Source organism: Paraburkholderia sp. EB58 (assembly GCF_050436665.1).
In the GTDB taxonomy this organism is placed as follows: Bacteria; Pseudomonadota; Gammaproteobacteria; order Burkholderiales; family Burkholderiaceae; genus Paraburkholderia.
Map to the genome: position 1 here is coordinate 91,684 of NZ_JBNDMQ010000022.1, position 20,295 is coordinate 111,978.

Below are 20,295 nucleotides of genomic sequence, written 5' to 3' on the forward strand. Positions count from 1 at the left end.
TATCTGGCTGCGTTGCTTCACTATGCGTTGCTTCATTACAAGCCAGGCAGGAGCATCGCGCGCAGTGACCCACGCGCAGGCGCCTAACGCTTATTGCTGGCGAATCCAGGTCTGCGAACGCCCGAGCAGCGAAACGCCGATATACCCCCGCACCACCAGTTTCTGTCCGCCGTCTTCCAGGTGCATCTTGCACTTGTAGAGCTTGCCGTTTTCGGGGTCGAGAATTTGACCGCCGTCCCATCCGTCGTCATCCTTTTTCATGTCGTTGATGATCGTCATGCCGAGGATCAACTGATCCTTGCGCGCGTCCGTGCACGCCGTGCAGCGGCGGTCAGGCTGGTCGTTCGGGCCGAGTCCCTTGATCACCTTGCCGTCCAGCGCGCCGCTGCCGTCCTGGGTGATCTGCACGAGCGCTTTGGGCTGTCCCGTGTGGTCGTCGATGGTTTGCCACGTGCCGACCGGGCTGTCGGCCTGCGCCATCGCAGTGACGGCACTGGCGAGCAGCACGCCGGCGAGCGCGGCCTGTTTGGCGGTGCGCATCATGATGGCGCGCGTGCGTTGGGTGAATGGCGTCATTGTCTTCCTCCTTGGTAAAAGTCGGCGCGATCATGGTCGCGGCGTTATTGGCATGTCAGGCGACGCAGGGCCTCCTCATGCCGCGTTGCGTATCTCCGCTGTATTACCCGGTGTATTACCGGTAGTCAGCGCAGAATACGTGAAAGTGCGCCCTCCGTTTGATAGTGAACCCTCTACTCAAACCGGCGGCACGTGCCTGCTCAAGCGCACCCCGCCGCACCCGCCACGACGCTCAATTTAACTGATACGAAAAGGTGGCGTTGATCCGCGGGCTGCGCGAGGGGCTTTCCACCGGCGCATCGCAGACTGCCTTGGCCACCGACAGATCGAGCGTGTAGTACTTCGAGTCGGAAATCCGAAAACCGAACGCGATAGAAGAAAGCTTCGAAGGCGATGGGGTGCCCGAGTGCAGATAAACGCGCGCCACGTCGAACGACACATACGGCGTGACGCTTTGCAGATAGGTGAAGCCCGGCGTGAAGCCGCGATTGACCTCGAGCGATGCCCCCCAGCCCGAATCCCCCGACGCTTCACCCGGCTCGTAGCCTTGCGCGAAATGCTGCGCGCCAAACGAGATCTGTTCCGAGGTGGGCAGCGAGTCCGGGCTGTACTGGCCCGTCATGGCGATGGCAGTGCCGATCTTGAGCGGCCACTCGTTGGTCTGCGAGAAGCTCGCGCCGGTGCGCGTGAAGTTGAGTGAGACGGGGTTGGTTTCCACCAAGCCCGGGATGTTCGAGTCGCCGGATTTTGACGCGCCGAGAATATTAAACGCCTGTGCGACGTTGATGCTCGCCTTGCGCACCTGGCCCGTCTGCACGCTCGTGTAGTCGGCCTGCAACTGCAGCACGCGGACTTGCGAGCGCAAACCGATCTGCGCCCCGTTGATCTGGTTGTGATAGTCGTCTTCGTCGTGCGACGCGTAGGCCGACACGGTGCCGAGCACGCTCTGGCTATTGGTCAGCAGGAGCGGGTACGCGAGCGAGCCACCGAGCTTGTCGTTGATTACGGTGCGCTCCACGTACGAGGGCAGGCCGGGGTTGTCCACCGGATTGCCGCGATAGTGCGAGGCATCGATCTTCGCCACCAGGCCATCGCTGCCGATCGGCAGCGCGCCTTGAGCCGCGAGATAAGTGACGTTGTCGCGGCCTTTGGGCAGCAGCGCCGAGACGCTCAGTTGCTCGCCGAGGGAGGTCAGGCCGTTCTCGGTCGCGGTAAGCAATCCCTGGACGCCAGGCTGGTTGAAATTGACGCCGGTGCTCACGTTGACCGCCTTGTGCTCGACCTTGAGTTCGAGCGTGGTGGCACCATCGGTGTTCTGCGGCGGCGGCACATTGGCGGCAACCTTGATGCCCGGCAGAATGCCCAGCACGTTGATGTAGCGCTCAAAGGTGGAGTGCCGCAGCGGACGGTCGGCGCGGATGTGTTCGGCGATCGCGCGGATCTTGTCTTCTTCCTTGCCCGGATTGCCGGTGATCTTCACCTCCGACACATAGCCTTCCACGATCGTCACGCGTACCACGCCGTTCTCGAAGGTCTGCGCCGGCACGAAGGCGAACGACAGCGCATAGCCGCGCGCCTGATACAGCTTGGTGACGCCGTCGGCCACCTGGATCAGGTCGGCGATGGTGATGTCCTTGCCGACGAGCGGGGTGAAGCGTTGCGCGACTTCGTCGAACGGAATCGATTTGACGCCTTCGATCTGAAACTTGGCGGGCGTCAGGTGGGTCGCGAGCAATGCCTGCAGTTGCGGCGGCTGCGGTTGTACCTGGAGCGTGACGTTAGGCCCTTTGTCGGGCGCGTTGATTTGCGGTATCGAATCGAGTGGATTGCCCCCCACAGGATTGCCGCCGACTGCCGGACGCAACTGCGCCTGCACTGCGCCCGCGGCCATCGCCGCAAGCAGAAGTGTCCATCTGCTGTACCCGAGTTTCATCGGTTTTCCCTCGTATGCCGTTCTTATCGTGCGTACGCGCCGCCCGGCCAGGCGAGTCGTGAACGCTTGTGTATGGCTGCGCGCATACTGCCATGCCTGCGCGTGTTACGCCACGTGCTCCGTGCGTTGCGGAGCACGTGACTCATGCAAACTGCCTGCTCGAACTGAGATCTCTCACCACCACTCTGTCAGTTGTCCGGACTACTTATGTTGCGTCGGAAGCAGGCCGCCGAGCAGCGAGGTCACGCCGCCCGTCGCGCTGCTCGGCGAGCTTGTCGTGGAAGTGAGCGTGGTGGTGACGGTCGTGACGAGACCCGTGACCGGTGACAGTAGCGAGCCGGCGGGCGTGCCGTTAGCAGCGCTGGTGACGGAGCTCTGCGGAACGCCGCCGAGGAGGCCAGTGAGCGACGCGAGCGGCGTGCCCGCGGTGGCTGACGAGAGCGCGGACAGCGGTGTGCCGCCGAGCAGCGAGGTCACCGAGGTGAGCGGATTTCTGCCGAGCCCGAGGCTCGTCAGCGTCGCGTTCAACGGTCCGAGCGGACCGTTGGCGGCGGCGCCGGTCGGCGGCCCGCTAAGCACGACTGCGGTGGTGCTGCCGAAGAGGCTTGTAATGAGACCCGGAATCGGCGCGGCGCCGTTCGGGCCGTTCGGGTTGACGAGGCCGCCGGCGTTCGTGACCGTATTGCCGAGCGAGCCGACGAGGTTGCCGACGTCGGTGCCGAGCGGATTTTGCGTCGTGGAGGCGATCGTCGAACCGGCCGAGCCCAATGCGCCGCCGACCTGCGCGAGCACGCCTGAGACCGGTACACCGAGCCCGCTCGTGGTGCCGACCGTTTGCGTCAAGATTCCCGCGCTCTGCACGAGCGGCGTGATGGCGGTGCTGACTGGCCGCGTGATCTGTTGCACCGGCGACGAAGACAGTACGTTGCCGAGCGCCGTGCCGCCGGCGTCGAGCGCGTTCGCCGCGGTGCTGAGCGTGGCGGCGAGCGGCGTCGTGAGCGGTGACAGCGGAGCAAGGGGACCGGTGCCGAGGCCATCGACCGTCGTGCTCAGGCCCTGCACCACACCGCTCGTCGATGAGACCACCGAACCGAGGCCCGCGACCGTCGTGCCGACCGGATTCCTCGTCGAGCCGGTCTGGCCGATGCCGTTGCTGACCGAGTTGGCTAGCGCCGTCAGCGTGCCACCCGAGGCGGAAACCGTATCGCCTAGACCTTGAGTCACCTGCGGGCTCACACCGGGGAGCGTCTGCGACGAGATCGTCGTGCCGAGATCGTTGACGGTCTTGGCTGCCGTCGTCACCGTTCCGGCAGTGCCGCTCGAGCCGGTGGTCGAGGTGCTGCCGCCCGAGCCGGTGCCCGATCCACCGCCCGAGCCGATGGTGGTGGTCGTGCCACCGCTCGAGCCGCTACCGGGGTTGGACGCGGTTGGCGGCGCGGTGACGTCGTTGCCGCCACAAGCGGCGAGGAGGCACGCGACGGCGAGGGCCGTGAGCGGCATGCGCACTGACGACAGCGTCGCGCAGGCTGCATCGGGAACAAAAAAAAGTGGGGTGGACATAGGGTGCTCCTCGGTCACTTGTGAGTCTGACTGGATCGTCTCCGCGCGCCGATGCAACCGTTTCTGAGCGGCGCGGCTCAGCTCAGGCCAGGCGGGAAGCCGCGTACGCGCGGCCTCTCGTCTGCCTGGTTACTTCTTCGCAATCCCGCCGAGCAGACCGCCAACCAGTGACGTGACGGGCGACAACAGGCTGCCCGCGGCGCCGCTGCCGCTCGTCGACGACAGGCCACTCACTAGACTCGGCGCTGCGGTCGTGGTGGTGCTCCTGGTCGCGCTCGCCGTGGCGCTGCCAAGCGTGCCGGTGACCGAGGAGAGGAGACCCGTGACCGGAGCGAGCGGGCTGCCGCTACCGCCGCTTGCGCTGCTCAGGGTGCCGGTCAGGCTCGAGACGAGGCTGGTGACCGGCGCCAATGGGCTGCCGCTGCCGCTGCCGCCGCTTGCGCCGCTGAGCGTGCCCGTCAGGCTAGAGACCAGGCCGGTGACAGGCGCGAGCGGATTGCCGCTCGAGGCACCGCCTGCGGCGCCGGACAAACCGCCGAGCAGGCCGCTAAGGGGGGAGAGCGGGCCGCTACCGGTGCTGCCGCCGGCGACCGAGCTCAGGCTGCCGAGCAGGCCAGTCAACGGTGCGAGCGGGTTCGAGCTGCCGCCCGTCAGCAGGCCGCCCACCGACGTAACCGTCGTGCCGGTGCTGGTGACGACATTGCCGAGACCAGTTGTGATGGGGTTGTTGCCGGTCGAGGCGATCACGCTGCCGGCCTTGCCGAGCCCGCCGCCGACGGTCGACAGCAGGCCGCTGACAGGTGCGCCGAGGCCAGTGGCCGTGCCGACCGTTTCGGTTGTGGACGCAACCATCGAGGTGATCGGCGTGATGGCCGTGCTGAGCGTTTGTGTGACCTGCTCGATGGGACCGGTCGAGAGTGCCGTTGTCAGCGTGCTGCCGCCGTTGGTGACAGCGCCGCCAACTGTGTCGATCACGCCGCCGAGCGGCGACGTCACTGCTGAAAGCGGGGCGAGCGGGCCGCTGCCGAGGCTCGTCACGAGATTGCCCGTGCTGGTGACCGCGCCGCCGACATGGCCGACCACGCCGCCGAGGCTCGATGCCGTGGTGCCGACAGCATTGCCGCCAGTGCCGAGCTGGCCGAGACCGGCGCTGACGCCATTGCCGAGTGTGGAGACGGCTGCGCCCACGTTCTCCACGACGCCGGCGGCCGCCTGGGTGGTCGCCGCGCTGACGCCCGGAAGGGATTGCGAACCGATCACTGAGCCGATGCCCGAGACGGTCGAGCCGACGTTGCTGACGATATTGCCTGCGTTGCCGGCCACGGTGCCGAGTGCGTTCGCTTGCGGCGTGGTGGTGCTCGAGCCTCCGCCCGTGGTGTTGCCTGAACCTGATCCGTCCGATCCGCCGGAGCTCGCGCCCGTGGTCGAACCACCACCGCCCGCTGTCGTCAGTGCACCCCCGTCGCTGCCGCTACCGCTCGTCCCCGTCCCCTGACTCAACGATCCCGAGCCGCCGCAAGCGCTCAATGACAGCATGGCTACCACCGTTGCCGCGATTAATGTTGCCCGTACCGTGAGGTTAGTCGTTTGAATGTTCATGTCGCCTCGAATCGCATGTGTTGTTGGATAGTGCTGCGTGCCTATCTCTGCAACACCCGTGCCATTTCGACTGTTGAATACGCAACCATTTTTGTTCGAACGGCTGCGAGCGCGGTGTGGTGTGGATCTGCGGGTGATTGATGGAGTGTTTATCGAACCGGAATCATGCGTAGAAGGCTGCCGTTGGAAACGGTTTCGCCGCAGGCGTAACGTAACGAACCGGACTGGGCGTTACGGTGGGGTGCGTAACGTGAGAGGGGCGCTGATTGAAACGATCGGTTGAAACGGATAATTAGTGGAGCGAATCTAACCTATGGTTAGTCCTATGTGCTGCGACGCACGAACTGCCGTTAATCTAACTAGACAGTTGGCTCCAAACAAAATAGCACCCGCGCAACAGCGGACAATTGCTTAAATACGATTGATACGCTATAAAAGCCGGGAGCATCGAAGATTGACGTGGGAGGTGCGATATCGAACAGACGGAAAAATTGAGTTAGTTGTTTTAAATCCGGCTGCGATGAACATGGTGTGGCAGTGCAAAAGACCCGTGTCGATGAACGAGAGAATCATCGATCACGGCACTGACTACACCGTCATCTCGAGCAGCGTGCATACAATCGAAATACAGCAGTTCCGAGGGCGAAAATGAAAAAGTTCACTACAAAATTCCTGAGAGATAACAAAGGCGTCACGGCGATCGAGTATGGCTTGATTGCTGGTTTGATCGCGGTCGCTATTGCGACTAGCGTGAGCGGAGTCACGACACAGCTAAACAGTGTGTTTAACTCGATTGCTTCGACGCTCAAGCCGTCGTAATTCCTGCCGAAGGTTGACGGCGGCCGCTCCTGTCAGCGCACGCAGCACAACGGAGTCTTTTGACGTCCGTTAGTGCTGCTTGTCTGTTGAGGGCAACGGCCGACCAGGCACGGATGCGGACTGCATGGCAGTCCGCATCGGATTGTCTTGCCCGTCGAGACCGACATGAATCTGCCAATTGGCCATTCTCTATTCGTCGCCTGGGCTGTGGTTGTCGCCGTGTGCGATTGCCGCAACCGACGCGTGTCGAATACGCTCGTCGTTGCCGGATTGGCAGCGGCATTCGCGTGCGCCGGGTTGGCACGCGGCCCATTCGGTATTTCCGTCACGCAGGCAGCACTGGGTGCGGTAGTCGGCCTTTGTGCGTTGCTGCCGTTCTTCGCGCTGGGCGTGATGGGAGCCGCCGACGTCAAGGTGTTCGCTGTGCTCGGCGCATGGTGTGGCATGCATGCGTTGCTCGGCCTGTGGGTTGCTGCGAGTCTGGCGGCAGGCCTGCACGCGGTCTGGCTGCTGCTTGCCACCCGCACCCGGCTGGCCGCCATCGGACGTCCCGGTGCGCCGACCTTTCAGCTGGGACCCAAGCGCTCTACACCGTACGCGGCCTGCCTGACTGTGCCTGCTATCGCGTGGATCGGATTGCATGCTTTCGCTGTGGGTGTTAAATGAACCGGACTGCTTATCAATCGGCTCCGCGCTCACTTACCCGAGGTAGGTTACCTCGCCGGCTGCGCGAGCGCGGCACCGCGGCGGTGGAATTCGCGATGATTTTTCCGCTGTATTTCATGATTCTCTACGCGATCGTTACCTTCAGCGTGATCTACGTCGCGCAGCAGAACCTGACCCTCGCGGCTGAGGAGGGCGCGCGCGCTGCGCTGAACTATCAGACGGCAACCAGCACCGCCAACGCGCTTGCTGCGCGCGCCGCCGCCGCATGCACCGCGGCAAGCAACATGGTCACTTCGTTGATCAGTAGCGCGAACTGTGCATCGAGTTGGACAACGTGCAGCTACGACGCCACGATGGATTGCGTGAAGGTGACGCTGACGTACAACTATGCGAGCAGTCCGCTCGTGCCGAACATACCGCTGGTCAACTTCGCGTTGCCGGCCTCACTGGTGAGCAGCGCGATGGTGCAACTCAACCCGGAAAACATACTGTGATGTCCGCATTCGTTTCTCGCTTTCCGGTTGCGCACGATTCCCCCGAGTGGGTTCTTTGCCGGTCCACGTCCAAACAAACGGGCGACTCATCATGCCGAATCTGACCCGCATCCTTGCAGGCGTCCTGATCGCGCTCGCGTTGCTGTTCGGCATTTTTGCATGGACGCTCTCGCGTCGGCCTGCGCCGCACGCCGTCGTGCCGGTGGCGCAAGCCACGTTCCCCGTCGTGGTGGCTGCGCGCGCGCTGCCCGCCGGCAAACCGATCACCGTCGACGCGCTGCGCGTGCAATCGTTGCCGATCAATCCGAACGGAGCGTTCGGTGATCCGTCGCTGCTGGCCGGACGTGTGCCAACCTCGGATATCGGTGCGGATTCGCCGGTGCTCGAAGGCCAACTGTCCTCGGGAATTGCGGAGCGGATCGAACCGGGTCAGCGCGCCGTCGCGGTACGCGTCGATGAAAGCAATGCTGTCGGCAACCGGCTGCGGCCGGGCAATCTCGTCGATGTGTTCTTCACGCTAAAACGCGACGGCAACCTGGGCAACGGCGCCGAAGTCGAGCGGACCCAGGCGCGGCTCCTGATGTCGAGGATTCGTGTGCTGGCTTTTGGTAACGCTACGCCAGAGGCCGATAGCCCGGGCGACGCCAACGGCATGGTGCGGACCGCCGTGCTCGCCGTACCGGTTGCCGATGTCGACAAACTGACTCTCGCGGAAACTTCAGGGCGCCTCGTATTTGCGCTGCGTAATCCGAAGGATGACGAAGTAGTCGATCCGGCTGCCTTTGCGCCACCGGCGGGGGTGTTGAAGATCGCTGCCAATGCGCCTGCTGGCGACGCTGCACAGGATTTGACACGCGCTGCGGCCGGCGTGGCGCTCGATCAACTGTCCGGCAGCGCAGGCAACACGGGCGGGCATCCGCAGCCGGCGCCACGCATTGCCAGATCCACCACGCGGGTCGCTGGTGCGACGAACGACGGTATTGAAGTGATACGGGGTGGGCGCGCCGAGACGGTCGCCCGATAGCAGTTTCAGGGAACGGGCGGGCGGTCGAGCCCATAAGAATATGAAAAAACGGATTTTTGCTTGCGGGATGGCGGCGTGGCTGTGCGTGGCCTCGCTTGCCGTGTCGCCGGCTAGCGATGCGGCCGATGCGCCGCAGGCTGTCGATATCACGGTGGGCTCGCAGCAGTCGCTGGCGCTCGGCCATACCCTGCAGCGGATCGCAATTGGGGACCCGACGGTGGCGGACGTGCTGATCATCAGGGGCGACAAGCGAGGCGGCGTCCTGTTGATCGGCAAGTCGCCGGGCACCACCAATCTGATGCTGTGGGAGCGCAATCCCAACACGCCGATGTCCTACACGGTCAACGTGACGACCACGGCATCGGGCGCGCTGCTGGGGCCGGGCACGCCGGCGGTGAAGACGGCGGGCGATACGGCGCTGATCTCCGGATCGGCCGCGACGATGGAACAGCACCAGCGGGCCGTGGCGGTCGCGCAGGTCGAAGCGCGCGCTCACGCTGCTGCGCTCGGAAGTGGCCTGGATAGCGGCGCAGGCGGCAAGGGTGGCAGCGGTGGCGGCAAGGGCGGCGCATCCGCGACGGGCGCTGCGGGCGACGCCGACGCGAATGTGGTCGACGCTTCGACCGTGGCGACCCGTTCGGTTGTGCAGGTCGACGTGCGGGTGGTCGAGTTCAGCCGCTCGGTACTAAAGCAGATCGGGCTGAATATCCTCAAGCAGAACAACGGTTTCACATTCGGCTCGTTTGCCCCTTCGTCGCTGACGTCGGCGAACTTCGGATCGTCGCCGTCATTCAACTCGACTTTGCCGATCGCGTCGGCCTTCAATCTGGTGTTCAACTCGGTCACGCACGGTATCGGTGCCGACCTGAGCCTGATGGAGAGCAACAACATGGCGCGAGTGCTCGCGGAGCCGACACTGGTGGCCTTGTCGGGCCAGAGCGCGAGTTTTCTGGCAGGCGGCGAGATCCCGGTGCCGGTCCCGCAAGCGCTCGGTACGGTGTCGATCGAATACAAGCCGTATGGCGTCGGTCTGATGTTGACGCCGACCGTATTGAGTCCCGAGCGGATCGCGCTGAAGGTGGCACCTGAAGCGAGCGAACTGGACTTCACGAATGCAATCACGATCAACGGCGTTACAGTGCCGGCCCTTACGACGCGGCGTGCCGATACCACCGTCGAACTGGGCGACGGCGAGAGCTTTCTGATTGGCGGCCTGATCGACCGCGAAACGATTTCGAATGTGTCGAAAGTGCCGCTGCTCGGCGATCTGCCGATCATCGGTGCCTTCTTCAAGCAGGTGAGCTATTCGCAGAACGACAAGGAACTGGTCATCATCGTGACCCCGCATCTGGTTTCGCCGATTGCCAAGGGCGCCGCCTTGCCTTCGACACCCGGCGAGCAGTCTGAACAGCGCGACGGTGCGGTGTGGCGTTCGGTACTGGGCGGCATAGCGTCGCCGGACGCGGCGCCGGGGTTCTCGAAGTGAACGTGGTTCGCAACAACGCGCGGCCGATGTCGCGCCGCATGGCAAACCGGAAGGGCGGGCAGGACCGTGCATCGGCGCAGGTCAACCGTAGCAGTGCGCAGTACGATTCGGCGGCCCCGAAGTTTCGGCCGTAAAAGGATGTCCAACATGAACGCGAGAACGCATTCATTGACTGAACGGGTGATCACCGATTATTTCGTGTTCGCGTCGCTTGCCGACGAGCACGTCCAATGGCTGGCCAATACGCTGGTGGCAGCAGGCGTGATCGAACAGGTGACGCTCGACCCATCGATGCTGACTCAGCGCATCGCGGCGCTCAATCCGTCGCTGGTGTTGGTCGATTTTTCCGGCGGTCGCGCCGCGGCGGCGAGTGCCGCCACGAGTGCGGCACGGGCTGCTTATCCGGGCCTGCAGATTGTCGCGGTGGGTTCGCTCTCCGAGCCTGAAAGTGCACTCGCTGCGCTACGCGTCGGCGTGCGCGATTTCATCGATCTATCGGCGCCGGCGGAAGACGCGCTGCGTATCACTCGTCAGGTCATCGACAACCTGGTCGAGCCGGTCAGCCGGCACGGTCGTGTGACCGTGCTGCTAGGCGCGCGTGTAGGTATGGGCGCGAGCACGCTGGCCGCTAACCTGTCGGCCTTGTTGCACCGGCGCGATGCGCCGCAGGGGCGGCAGACCGCGCTGTTCGACCTCGGCTTGCCGGCCGGCGACGGCTCGCTGCTGCTCAACACGCGTAGCGAATTCAACTTCGTCGAAGCCGTGCGCAATCTGCGCCGCTTCGACCAGACCTTCGTCCACACCGCGCTGTCGCATCATCCGAGCGGTTTGGCGCTCACTTCGCTGCCGCCGAATCTGGCCGACATGCGCGAGGTGTCGTACTCCAGTTCGATCAGCCTGTTCAACCGCCTGCGCGCATTCTTCGACCAGCAGATCGTCGACCTTGGCGGCTTCAGCAACAGCGAGTTCATCGCGCATGTCGTGCAGGCCGCGGACGAAACGTGGCTGCTGTGCGATCAGGGTGTGGCTTCGATCGTCTCGGCGGTCGGCGTGCTCGATGCCTTGCGCGAAGAGGGCGTGGACGTGAGTCAGGTCCGCCTGCTCGTCAACAGGTTCGATCCGGATCTGGGCCTCACGGCAGCACAGATCGCGCAACGACTCGATATCCCGTTGCTCGGCACGCTGCCTGAGCGGCGCGTGCCGCTCGGACAGGCGGTCAATCAGGGGCAGTTGCTGATCGACGCGTCCGCCCGCGACCCCTACGTGCGAGCGCTCGAACCACTTGTCGAGCGGCTCGGCGGAGCGACTCGACAAGCGGGGCAGGCGCGTGGCAAGTCCACGCTCGGTGCGCTCAAGCGCTTCATTCCAACCTCCAACAAGCGGTCATAGACGATGGCTAAAGACATCGAATTTGCCGACGATGCGCCTTCGTTTGCGCATAGCCAGCAGTTTCAGGACATCAAGAACGCGGCGCACGAACATCTGCTCACGCGCATCGAGGAACTCGGCGCCGAGTTCGGCCGCTGGTCGCGCAATGCGATCAACCAGTTCGTCGACCTGGAAATGGACAGCTTCGTGCGGCTGCGCCGGATTCCAATCAACGAGAGCGAGGTGCGGCTGATTGCCGAAGCGCTGACCAAGGAACTGGCGGGCTTCGGTCCGATCGAGGATCTGCTCAATGACGGGGCAGTCGAGGACATCCTGATCAACGGCTACAACGACGTCTACGTATCGCGCCACGGCATTCTGACGAAGATCCCCGTGCGCTTTGCCGATAACGCGCATCTGCTGCGCATCGTGCGGCGCATTCTCGCGCCGATCGGCCGACGCCTCGACGAATCGAATCCAATGGTCGACGCGCGCCTGCCGAATGGTGGACGCGTCAACGTGGTGATCGAGCCGCTCTCGATCGACGGGCCGATCGTCTCGATCCGTAAATTCCGCAAGGACCCGATGCGTCCTGAGGATCTGCTCGGCAACGGCACCTACAACGCGGAAATCGGCGCCCTGCTGGAAGCGGCGGTGGCCGCGCGCTGCAACGTGCTGGTGTCAGGCGGCACGAGCTCGGGCAAAACCTCGCTGCTCAATGCGCTCGCGTTTCATATTCCCGAGCCGGAGCGCGTCGTGACGATCGAGGATACGGCGGAGCTGTCGCTGAACCATCCGCATGTCGTGCGACTGGAAAGCCGGCCGGGCGGGTTCGACGGCGCGGGCGTCGTGTCGATCCGCGATCTGCTGCGCAATACGCTGCGGATGCGTCCTGACCGCATCATCGTCGGCGAAGTGCGCGGCGGCGAGGTGCTGGAAATGCTGCAGGCGATGAACACGGGCCACGACGGGTCGATGGGTACGGTGCACGCCAGTTCGCCGCGCGAGTGCCTCTACCGGCTCGAAATGCTAGCGGGCTTCGCGGGTTTTCAGGGTACCGAATCGAGCCTGCGCCGGCAGATCGCCAACGCCATCGACTTCATCGTGCAGATCGGCCGCCTGTCGAATGGACGCCGGCGCATTCTGTCCATCACCGAAGTGACGGGTCTATCCGACAACATCATTGCGACCCAGGAGCTGTATCGCTACGAGCCCCTGGTTGCTCAGGATGGCGAAGAGATCGACCAGTGGGTGTCACTTGGCATTCATCCGCACTCGCCGAAGCTCTCGCGCTTCAGGCAGGCGCTCGGTGGCGCGCCGGAGCAAACCGGCCGGTTCGGTGGTTTTGGCGGAGGTGGGTTTGGCGGGGGCTTCAATGTTTAGCGCCACGCTGCTCTTTGTTGCGCTCGCGCTGCTGTGTGCGGCCGGCGCGCTGCTGTTATGGCAGCGCGGGGCGCAACGCGAGGAGCGGGCGAGTACGGAGCGCTTTATTGACAGCCGGATGGCGCCGACGGTGCCAGGGGGCGCCAACCCAGGGCGTGCCGCGCCGCTGCGGCAAGCAGCAACAGCCTATGGCGGTATGGCGCCGCACGCTCCTGATGCTGGCGCGGGTTCGCGCGTGCAATGGGCCTACCTGAAAGCGCGCGTGGGCTTTGCGCTCGACAATACGATGAGTCGTGCCGGCATTTCGAACGCCGGCACATCGGCACTCATCATGATGGCCGCCACGTTTGCAGTGTGTTTCTGGGCGGCTCGCGAGGGCGGTGCGCTGGCCGCGGCCGTGACGCTGCTCGCTTGCCTGTGTTTCGTTTTCTTCCTGGTGTCGACGCGAACGCAGAAGCGCCGCCAGTTGATCGTGCGGCAATTGCCGTCGTTTCTGGACGGCATCGTGCGGCTGATCACGTTGGGTAACAGCGTACCGGCAGCGTTCCAAGGCGCGATGCAGACCACCGATACCCCGTTGCGTGACTGCCTCGATCACGTCTCGCGGATGCTGCGTACCGGTGTCGAGATCGACCGCGCGCTCTCGCAAGCGGCGGTGCTATACGGCGCCCGCGAACTCGAACTCGTCGGTGCGGTGTTGCGCCTGTCGGTGAAGTACGGTGGCCGCGCGGATGTGATGCTCGATCGCATGGCCTCGTTCATGCGCGATCTCGAGCAGGCTGAGCGCGAGCTGTCGGCGATGTCCGCGGAGACGCGCCTGTCGGCGTGGATTCTGGCGCTGCTGCCGGTTGGCATCGGTGGTTTTCTGATCCTGACCAATCCGCGCTACTTCGGCGCAATGTGGTTTGACCCAAGCGGACGTCAGCTCGTGTACGTCGCCTTCGGCCTGCAGCTGATAGGCGCCTGGTTGCTCTACCGCCTGACGCGGCTACGGGGGGCATGATGCAAGCCGATCGCGTTGCTGCCCTCGCGCTGGGACTCGCCGCCTTCGCGTTGCTGTTGCTCGCCGGGGTGCTGCTGGCGCGACTCGCTACGGCGCGGCGCAGCGAGCGCACCTTGGCCCATGCACTCGATCAACGCGCGCAGCAAAGTGCTGCGCTCGCTGCCGCGAGCGCTGGCGCGCGTGGTGCGGACGCGGTGTCGAGCGCGGCTGCCAATGCAAAGAAGAGCAGCCCGGCCTCGGGCATGAAAGTCCTTGTGGAGCGTTTCGCGCACACCGGCATTCGCTGGCTAGATACGCCATTCGGGCGGCAACTGGTCGCTGATGAAGACCGGCGCCTGCTTGAACAATGTGGCTTCGTCGATACGCGCGCCCGTGGACTTTTCCTCATCGCGCGGATCGGCTTCGCGACGGTCTTGCCGTTGCTCGCGGGCATATTTGCAGACGGCCATGTCGAGGGCAAGCGGTACGCCGCCCTGGCGATCTGCGCGTTGATTGTCGGCTTCATGGTGCCGAAATTTTTTATCCAGCGGCGAGCGGCCATGCGCCGGCGCGGTGTGATCGAAGAACTGCCGATGCTGGTGGACCTGTTGCGTTTGCTGCAAGGCGTGGGCCTGTCGCTCGATCAGAGCCTGCAGGTGATGGTCGGAGACTTCCGTGGTGTGCTGCCGGTGCTGTCGAGCGAACTGGAAATCGCCCAGCGCCAGTTCGCGGCGGGCCGCACCCGCGAGCAGTCGCTGCAGCGGCTGGCCTCGAGCTATGGCAACGAAGACATGCGTGCGATCGTGCGCTTGCTGGTGCAGGTGGACCGGCACGGCGGTGCGGTGCAGGAACCGCTGAAGCAGTTCGGCGACCGCTTGCGCGAAGCGCGACGCTCGATGCTGCGCGAGCGGGTCGGGCGTCTCGCGGTGAAGATGACGGGCGTGATGATCCTGACGCTGCTGCCGGCGCTCCTGATCGTGACCGCCGGTCCCGGCGTACTTGCGGTGACGCATTCGCTCAGTTCAATGAGACGGTAGGCAAAGGCCATGACGTACGACGTAACATTGGATCGCTCCGCTTCTGCGTCGCAGGCAGGGGCCGCCGTGCGGACGGCGCGCAGGGTGCGGGTAGTCCGGCACACGACTGCCGTGCTGGCGCTCGCGCTGCTCGGCGCCTGCGCATCGAAGGAGTCGGGATACGGCGTGGGACCGCAGGCCGAACGCGCGGCCGAGATTCAGCAGGCAGGCCGTGACCCTGCACCCGACGCACCGGACGTGTATCTCGACCTGATCAGACGGATGCAGTCAGAGGGGCTTTACTACGCCTCGCTTGCGCACATCGACGCCTTCGAGAAGCAGTACGGCGTGAAGTCCGACACGATCCTGATGCGCGCCGACGCACTGCGCATGACCGATCAGCCGCAAGCGGCCGCGGATGCATACACGAAATTGCTGCAAACGCCGCTTGCAAGCCGCGGCTATCGCGGGCTTGGATTGATCGCCGGCGCCGCGGGCGATTTTACGCAGGCTACCCAGCAACTACTGGAAGCGGCGCGGCTGGCGCCGACCGACGCGCTGACCCTTTCGGATCTCGGTTACGCGCGTTTGTGTGAGGGCGACGTGAACGGTGCGCGCGTGCCGCTCATGAAAGCAGCGGAACTCGACCGCAGCAATCCGAAAATCATCAGCAACGTCGCGTTGTATCTGCTGGCTGACGGCGATAACAAGCGGGCGTCGGCGCTGATGGACCAACAGAAGTTCGCGCCGGATGTGCGCGCGGCGATCCGCCGTGACGCGGCCAAGGTCGCCGCGGCGGAAAGGGCGCAGCAAAGCGTCGCGCAAGCACAGCAGGATGCACGTATCGCGCCGGTCGCGAGCGCGCAGGCTCCCGGGCCTGCGCCGCGCCTGTTGCAGCGGTTCTCACAATAACAGGTGGCAAAAGGGGGCGAGCATGACGAACCAAAACATGAATCGAGGCTGGGGACGTGTCGCCGGGTTCGCGTTGACACTCGCGGCGGTTGCAGTGGCCGGCGGCGCGAACGTGGCCCATGCGCAGGATAACGCTGCTCATCAGCAGGCTGTACCAAACAGCGAAATCGACCACGCGACGAGCCAATGGATCGGCCTTCAACGGAGCAACGTGATGGCTGCACCCGCGCAGCCGATGCTAGGCGAGGAAGCCAGTCTCGCGTACAAGCGCTACCTGGAGTCGTTCAATTCGAAAATTCCGGATTTCTACGGCTCCGCGATGGGGCAGGCCGGCAGTGGCATTTCACAGGGCGGCGCGCTGCAGCAGAACTGATATGTCGGCCTCCGAACCATACCCCTTCGTGATTCTGCGCCTCGCGCGCCGGCGCCGCACAGGCCACGTGTCCGTGCGCCGGCAGCGCGGCGTAACCGCCATTCTGGCGGCGGTTTGCATTGGTATGGCGATTGCGGCGCTGGGGGTGATCGACATTGGCAACTACTATTTCGCGCGCCGCGAGTTGCAGCGTACCGCCGATCTGGCGGCGTCGGCCGCTGCGCAGACCATTAGCAACGGCGGCGACTGCACGTCGGCCACCACCTCGGCACAGAACAATGCTGTGAACGGCAACGGACTGTCGAACAGTAGCGCGACCGTGACGGTGGTATGCGGGCGCTGGGACCCGACGGTCAATGCAGGGCAGTCCTATTTCGCGACCACCGGTACGCCGATGAATGCGGCGCAGGTCACAGTCAGCGAGATCGTGCCTTACTTTTTTGTCGGCCCGGCGCGCGAGATCCAGGCGGTTGCCACGGCTGAGGCCACCAACATCCGCTCGTTCTCGCTGACTTCAGCGGTGGCGAGCCTGTCGGGAGGGCTCCTGAATGGGCTGTTGAACGGCTTGCTGCCCGGGGCCAACCTGAATCTCAGCGTGGCGTCGTATCAAGGATTGGCCACGACCCAGATCAAGCTGGGCGATCTGGCTACCGCGCTCGGTGTCGGTTCGATGAGCCAGTTGCTCGGTACACAGGTTTCCCTCTCGAAACTGGTGACGGCGATGATCACGGCCGCGGGCAAGAGTACGACGTTGGGTGCGACCGCGATTACGGATCTGGGCACGATCGAAGCGGCGATCCCGGGCGGCTTGAACGTCGCGCTCGGTAATAGCGCAACCACCAACGGTTTGCTGGCGGTGGCGCTGGACGATCCACAAGCGGCGGTCAACGCAACCGTGAATGTGCTCGATACCCTGCTGGCGGCGGCCGAGATCGCCAACGGCACGTCCGCCATCAATCTCGGTACGGCACTCAATCTGGGTGCGTTAGCCAATGTCACGGCGCAGGCGAAAATTATCCAGCCGCCGGTTATTGCGGTGGGCGAAGCAGGACAGAACGCGGATGGCACGTGGCGCACCAGTGCGCATTCCGCCGAAGTGCAGGTCTATCTGAACGTCAATCTGCTGAACTTGAGTGTGGGTTTGCCGGGTGTTCCCAGCCTGGTCAGCATCGACGCATTGAACCTGCCGATCTATATCGAGGCGGGATACGGCACCGCCTATGTGCAAAGCACTGAGTGCACGACGCAACACGCCAGCAGCCAAAGCACAATCGTCGCGACGACCGGCATCGCGAACCTCTGTATTGGCGGGGACGCGTCCAAAAACTTTACGAATACGATCACGGCGACGTCCTGCAATATGCCGGCAAAACTCACAACCGTGAATGCTTTGGGCATGTCGGTTATCAAGGTGTCGGTCGGCAGTTCGTCGCCGGCTTCCGGGTTGAATCTCAACCTGCAGGCGGCTTCGACGCCACTTGTGTTCAACGGCGTGCCGAACAGTAGCGATGCGTATCAGTCCACCAATACCAATGGTGTTGGTGCGGCAACCGCCGGCTTGCTGACGCAACTGGCCGCCGGCATGTCGAGCTCGATCTATGCGACTGTCGGGCACGCTAATGTCAGCGTCGCGGCCGCGCCATTGCTCACCGCGATTGTCGGATTGCTTAGCCCCATCCTGACTTCCCTCGACGCACTGCTCGTACCGTTATTGCAACTGCTGGGTGTCCAGATCGGCGTAAGCACGGTCCACGACCTCGGACTCGCCTGCGGTCAGGCCCAACTGGTTTACTGATTCTTCGCCAATGAGAACCACCGCCAAAATCGACGAACTCGATATCTACGTTTGGGAAGGCAAGGCCGACATCGTCGACCGGGTCGCACGCTGCATGGCGAGCTTCGACGTCGAGGTGATCCGCGCAGACGACATCGCGATTTCGCCTGAGCGCAGCGCGTTGCGGCCGTCGCTTGCCATCATCAGCGTCTCCGTGATCGACAGCGGCGCGCTGATCCTGCGCGACTGGCAAGCCGCGCACGGCATGCCGGTGGTGTGGGTCGGCGCCGCACCGCGCGATCACGATCCCGCCATGTATCCGTCCGAGTACTCCCATATCCTGCCGCTCGACTTCACCTGCGCCGAGCTGCGCGGAATGGTCACCAAGCTGGTGTTGCAGTTGCGCGCGCACACGGCGCAGACGCTCGAGTCGAGCGCGCTGGTGGCCAATTCGGAATGCATGCAGGCGTTACTGCACGAAGTCGACACGTTTGCCGACTGCGACACCAGCGTGCTGGTGCATGGCGAGACGGGCGTCGGTAAGGAGCGCATCGCCCAGTTGCTGCACGAAAAGCACCGCCGTTACGGTCAGGGCCCATTCGTACCGGTGAACTGCGGCGCGATTCCGGATGGCCTCTTCGAGTCGCTCTTCTTCGGACATTCGAAAGGCTCGTTCACCGGCGCAGTGGTTGCTCACAAAGGCTATTTCGAGCAGGCCGACGGCGGCACGCTGTTCCTCGACGAAATCGGCGACCTGCCGCTCTACCAACAGGTCAAACTGCTGCGCGTGCTTGAGGACAGCGCGGTCACGCGGATCGGCTCGGCTACGCCCGTCAAGCTCGACTTCCGGCTGGTGGCCGCCACCAACAAGCACCTGCCGCAACTGGTCAAGGACGGCACTTTCCGCGCCGACCTTTACTACCGGCTTGCAGTGATCGAGCTGAAAATCCCCTCGCTCGAAGAGCGCGGCGCGGTCGACAAGATCGCCATCTTCAAAGCCTTCATCGCTTCGGTGGTGAGTCCGGATAAGCTCGCGACGTTGCCCGACATCCCGTACTGGCTGGCTGACGCCGTCGCCGACACCTATTTCCCCGGCAATGTGCGCGAGCTGCGCAACCTCGCCGAGCGGATCGGCGTAACGGTGCGCCAGATCGGCACGTGGGATGCGGTGCGGCTGCAACGGCTGCTGGCGCTCGCGCGCAGCAATCAGCCGGTGCCCGTCGAGAGCGCGGCAGAAGTGCTGGTCGATCGCAGTAAATGGGACATGGCCGAGCGCAGCCGCGTGATCGCGGCGCTCGACGCAAACGGTTGGCGCAGGCAGGATACTGCCGGTACGCTAGGCATCAGCCGAAAGGTGTTGTGGGAGAAAATGCGCAAGTACCAAATTTTCGACGAGGAACCCGAAGTTCGCGAAAGTGAGTAATAATGAGACAAGATGTAACAAAACAAAAACTGTTCAAGCAGGAATTACATGGACCACAAGTCGAAACTTCGACAGATTGCCCTGGGCGCTCTGGTTGCGCTGGGGACCGTGCAGAGCGTTTATGCGCAAGCTTTGACGGATAACGGGGCAAGCGCCCCGGTCGTTTCCCAACCGGCCACGACGACAGCATTGCCGGCCACGACGCAGGACCAGCCGGGACAATCAACGGCGCTCACGCCGGACGAGGCGAAGCAATCCGCCGCCGGCAACGTGGCAGAACTGCAGCAGATGATCCGGGGTTCGGATCTGCGGGAGTTACGCACGACGTACAACGGCAGCTACGGCGCGAGCATGCTGTTCTACCCGAAGGAAATGACCTACTACGTCGCGCTGTTCCAGCAGAAGACCTTCTGGCGGGTCATCAAGACCGAGGACGACACGCGCGCTGAACTGATCTACAAGGACTTCGTCCGTCAGACTCTGCAGTTGTCGGACATTGAGATTCGCCGCACCCGGTTAGAGGCGCAAAAGGCCTTCACGGACCGCATGATCGCACTGTCCCAGGACCGCGCGAACCGCCTGCAGGCCGACCTCGATGTGGCGCACCAGCAACAGAACATCGTCAACAGCCAGCAGCAGCAGACGCGCGCGGAAGCCACTGCGCTCGCGCAGCAGAAGACTGCCGCTCAGGCCCAGTTGCGCGAAGCACAGCGTCAGGTGCAGGAACTGCAGCGTCAGCTGGATAGCGGTCTGCCGACTACAGCGCACTGAGCACGCGCCGCTAGCACTGCTGGCGGTCGAAAACATGACCTCGCCCGGTTCGCCGCGCGAGGTTTTGTTGTTTCCGGTACCGCACAATGCGCGCCTCGTTCGCTTGATGAATGAGGGAGGGGCGTTGGATGGCCAA

At 63.9% G+C, this 20,295-nt stretch carries 18 protein-coding genes; 14 read left to right on the plus strand and 4 right to left on the minus strand.

Annotated features, from left to right (window positions below):
- Nucleotides 1-90: 90 nt before the first annotated feature.
- The 4 genes from P3T40_RS28030 to P3T40_RS28045 form a co-directional block, all read right to left on the minus strand.
- Nucleotides 91-576, minus strand: coding sequence for a DUF2147 domain-containing protein (locus P3T40_RS28030; RefSeq protein WP_429270967.1), 486 nt, complete (start codon nt 574-576; stop codon nt 91-93).
- A 232-nt stretch (nt 577-808) separates the two neighbouring features.
- Nucleotides 809-2,509 carry a ShlB/FhaC/HecB family hemolysin secretion/activation protein gene (locus P3T40_RS28035; protein WP_429270968.1) on the minus strand — a complete coding sequence of 567 codons (1,701 nt, stop codon included), beginning with the start codon at nt 2,507-2,509 and terminating at the stop codon, nt 809-811.
- Nucleotides 2,510-2,710: 201 nt separating this feature from the next.
- Entirely contained in the window at nt 2,711-4,069 is a 1,359-nt protein-coding gene (locus P3T40_RS28040; protein WP_429270969.1) for a collagen-like triple helix repeat-containing protein, read from the minus strand.
- Nucleotides 4,070-4,198: 129 nt separating this feature from the next.
- On the minus strand, nt 4,199-5,668 hold the full coding sequence (locus tag P3T40_RS28045) for a collagen-like triple helix repeat-containing protein (protein WP_429270970.1): 1,470 nt from the start codon (nt 5,666-5,668) through the stop codon (nt 4,199-4,201).
- A gap of 648 nt (nt 5,669-6,316) precedes the next feature.
- Here P3T40_RS28045 and P3T40_RS28050 point away from each other — a divergent pair.
- From P3T40_RS28050 to P3T40_RS28115, 14 genes are all read left to right on the plus strand, one after another.
- A complete protein-coding gene (locus P3T40_RS28050; RefSeq protein ID WP_429270971.1) occupies nt 6,317-6,487 on the plus strand; it encodes a Flp family type IVb pilin in 171 nt (56 codons plus the stop codon).
- A 165-nt stretch (nt 6,488-6,652) separates the two neighbouring features.
- Complete coding sequence (locus P3T40_RS28055; RefSeq protein ID WP_429270972.1) at nt 6,653-7,153, plus strand: A24 family peptidase; 501 nt, start codon at nt 6,653-6,655, stop codon at nt 7,151-7,153.
- On the plus strand, nt 7,150-7,647 hold the full coding sequence (locus P3T40_RS28060; RefSeq protein ID WP_429270973.1) for a TadE/TadG family type IV pilus assembly protein: 498 nt from the start codon (nt 7,150-7,152) through the stop codon (nt 7,645-7,647). Before P3T40_RS28055 ends, P3T40_RS28060 begins: the two co-directional genes overlap by 4 nt.
- A gap of 88 nt (nt 7,648-7,735) precedes the next feature.
- The gene (gene cpaB, locus P3T40_RS28065) at nt 7,736-8,671 is read left to right on the plus strand and encodes a Flp pilus assembly protein CpaB (protein WP_429271016.1); all 936 of its coding nucleotides are present in this window, start codon (nt 7,736-7,738) and stop codon (nt 8,669-8,671) included.
- 40 nt (nt 8,672-8,711) lie between these two features.
- A complete protein-coding gene (locus P3T40_RS28070; RefSeq protein ID WP_429270974.1) occupies nt 8,712-10,157 on the plus strand; it encodes a type II and III secretion system protein family protein in 1,446 nt (481 codons plus the stop codon).
- A 147-nt stretch (nt 10,158-10,304) separates the two neighbouring features.
- A complete protein-coding gene (locus P3T40_RS28075; protein ID WP_429270975.1) occupies nt 10,305-11,546 on the plus strand; it encodes a fimbrial protein in 1,242 nt (413 codons plus the stop codon).
- 3 nt (nt 11,547-11,549) lie between these two features.
- The gene (locus P3T40_RS28080) at nt 11,550-12,908 is read left to right on the plus strand and encodes a CpaF family protein (RefSeq protein WP_429270976.1); all 1,359 of its coding nucleotides are present in this window, start codon (nt 11,550-11,552) and stop codon (nt 12,906-12,908) included.
- Nucleotides 12,901-13,911: a type II secretion system F family protein gene (locus P3T40_RS28085; RefSeq protein ID WP_429270977.1), complete on the plus strand. Its 1,011-nt coding sequence runs from the start codon at nt 12,901-12,903 to the stop codon at nt 13,909-13,911. The genes P3T40_RS28080 and P3T40_RS28085 overlap by 8 nt, the downstream gene beginning before the upstream one ends.
- Nucleotides 13,911-14,927, plus strand: a complete 1,017-nt coding sequence (locus tag P3T40_RS28090) for a type II secretion system F family protein (protein ID WP_429270978.1) — start codon at nt 13,911-13,913, stop codon at nt 14,925-14,927. Before P3T40_RS28085 ends, P3T40_RS28090 begins: the two co-directional genes overlap by 1 nt.
- 9 nt (nt 14,928-14,936) lie before the next feature.
- The gene (locus P3T40_RS28095; protein WP_429270979.1) at nt 14,937-15,818 is read left to right on the plus strand and encodes a tetratricopeptide repeat protein; all 882 of its coding nucleotides are present in this window, start codon (nt 14,937-14,939) and stop codon (nt 15,816-15,818) included.
- Between the two features lie 22 nt (nt 15,819-15,840).
- Nucleotides 15,841-16,191 carry a DUF3613 domain-containing protein gene (locus P3T40_RS28100; protein WP_429270980.1) on the plus strand — a complete coding sequence of 117 codons (351 nt, stop codon included), beginning with the start codon at nt 15,841-15,843 and terminating at the stop codon, nt 16,189-16,191.
- Nucleotide 16,192: 1 nt separating this feature from the next.
- Nucleotides 16,193-17,986: a TadG family pilus assembly protein gene (locus P3T40_RS28105; RefSeq protein ID WP_429270981.1), complete on the plus strand. Its 1,794-nt coding sequence runs from the start codon at nt 16,193-16,195 to the stop codon at nt 17,984-17,986.
- A 10-nt stretch (nt 17,987-17,996) separates the two neighbouring features.
- Nucleotides 17,997-19,388 (plus strand): sigma 54-interacting transcriptional regulator, encoded by a 1,392-nt coding sequence (locus tag P3T40_RS28110; protein ID WP_429270982.1) that lies wholly within the window; start codon nt 17,997-17,999, stop codon nt 19,386-19,388.
- A gap of 48 nt (nt 19,389-19,436) precedes the next feature.
- On the plus strand, nt 19,437-20,159 hold the full coding sequence (locus P3T40_RS28115; RefSeq protein WP_429270983.1) for a DUF2968 domain-containing protein: 723 nt from the start codon (nt 19,437-19,439) through the stop codon (nt 20,157-20,159).
- Nucleotides 20,160-20,295 lie beyond the last annotated feature (136 nt).

What these genes read in the sequence shown, in the direction of transcription:
- P3T40_RS28030 (WP_429270967.1), bottom strand. Translation starts at nt 576, where the DNA reads ATGACGCCATTCACCCAACGCACGCGCGCCATCATGATGCGCACCGCC.
- P3T40_RS28035 (WP_429270968.1), bottom strand. Translation starts at nt 2,509, where the DNA reads ATGAAACTCGGGTACAGCAGATGGACACTTCTGCTTGCGGCGATGGCC.
- P3T40_RS28040 (WP_429270969.1), bottom strand. Translation starts at nt 4,069, where the DNA reads ATGTCCACCCCACTTTTTTTTGTTCCCGATGCAGCCTGCGCGACGCTG.
- P3T40_RS28045 (WP_429270970.1), bottom strand. Translation starts at nt 5,668, where the DNA reads ATGAACATTCAAACGACTAACCTCACGGTACGGGCAACATTAATCGCG.
- P3T40_RS28050 (WP_429270971.1), top strand. Translation starts at nt 6,317, where the DNA reads ATGAAAAAGTTCACTACAAAATTCCTGAGAGATAACAAAGGCGTCACG.
- P3T40_RS28055 (WP_429270972.1), top strand. Translation starts at nt 6,653, where the DNA reads ATGAATCTGCCAATTGGCCATTCTCTATTCGTCGCCTGGGCTGTGGTT.
- P3T40_RS28060 (WP_429270973.1), top strand. Translation starts at nt 7,150, where the DNA reads ATGAACCGGACTGCTTATCAATCGGCTCCGCGCTCACTTACCCGAGGT.
- P3T40_RS28070 (WP_429270974.1), top strand. Translation starts at nt 8,712, where the DNA reads ATGAAAAAACGGATTTTTGCTTGCGGGATGGCGGCGTGGCTGTGCGTG.
- P3T40_RS28075 (WP_429270975.1), top strand. Translation starts at nt 10,305, where the DNA reads ATGAACGCGAGAACGCATTCATTGACTGAACGGGTGATCACCGATTAT.
- P3T40_RS28080 (WP_429270976.1), top strand. Translation starts at nt 11,550, where the DNA reads ATGGCTAAAGACATCGAATTTGCCGACGATGCGCCTTCGTTTGCGCAT.
- P3T40_RS28085 (WP_429270977.1), top strand. Translation starts at nt 12,901, where the DNA reads ATGTTTAGCGCCACGCTGCTCTTTGTTGCGCTCGCGCTGCTGTGTGCG.
- P3T40_RS28090 (WP_429270978.1), top strand. Translation starts at nt 13,911, where the DNA reads ATGCAAGCCGATCGCGTTGCTGCCCTCGCGCTGGGACTCGCCGCCTTC.
- P3T40_RS28095 (WP_429270979.1), top strand. Translation starts at nt 14,937, where the DNA reads ATGACGTACGACGTAACATTGGATCGCTCCGCTTCTGCGTCGCAGGCA.
- P3T40_RS28100 (WP_429270980.1), top strand. Translation starts at nt 15,841, where the DNA reads ATGACGAACCAAAACATGAATCGAGGCTGGGGACGTGTCGCCGGGTTC.
- P3T40_RS28105 (WP_429270981.1), top strand. Translation starts at nt 16,193, where the DNA reads ATGTCGGCCTCCGAACCATACCCCTTCGTGATTCTGCGCCTCGCGCGC.
- P3T40_RS28110 (WP_429270982.1), top strand. Translation starts at nt 17,997, where the DNA reads ATGAGAACCACCGCCAAAATCGACGAACTCGATATCTACGTTTGGGAA.
- P3T40_RS28115 (WP_429270983.1), top strand. Translation starts at nt 19,437, where the DNA reads ATGGACCACAAGTCGAAACTTCGACAGATTGCCCTGGGCGCTCTGGTT.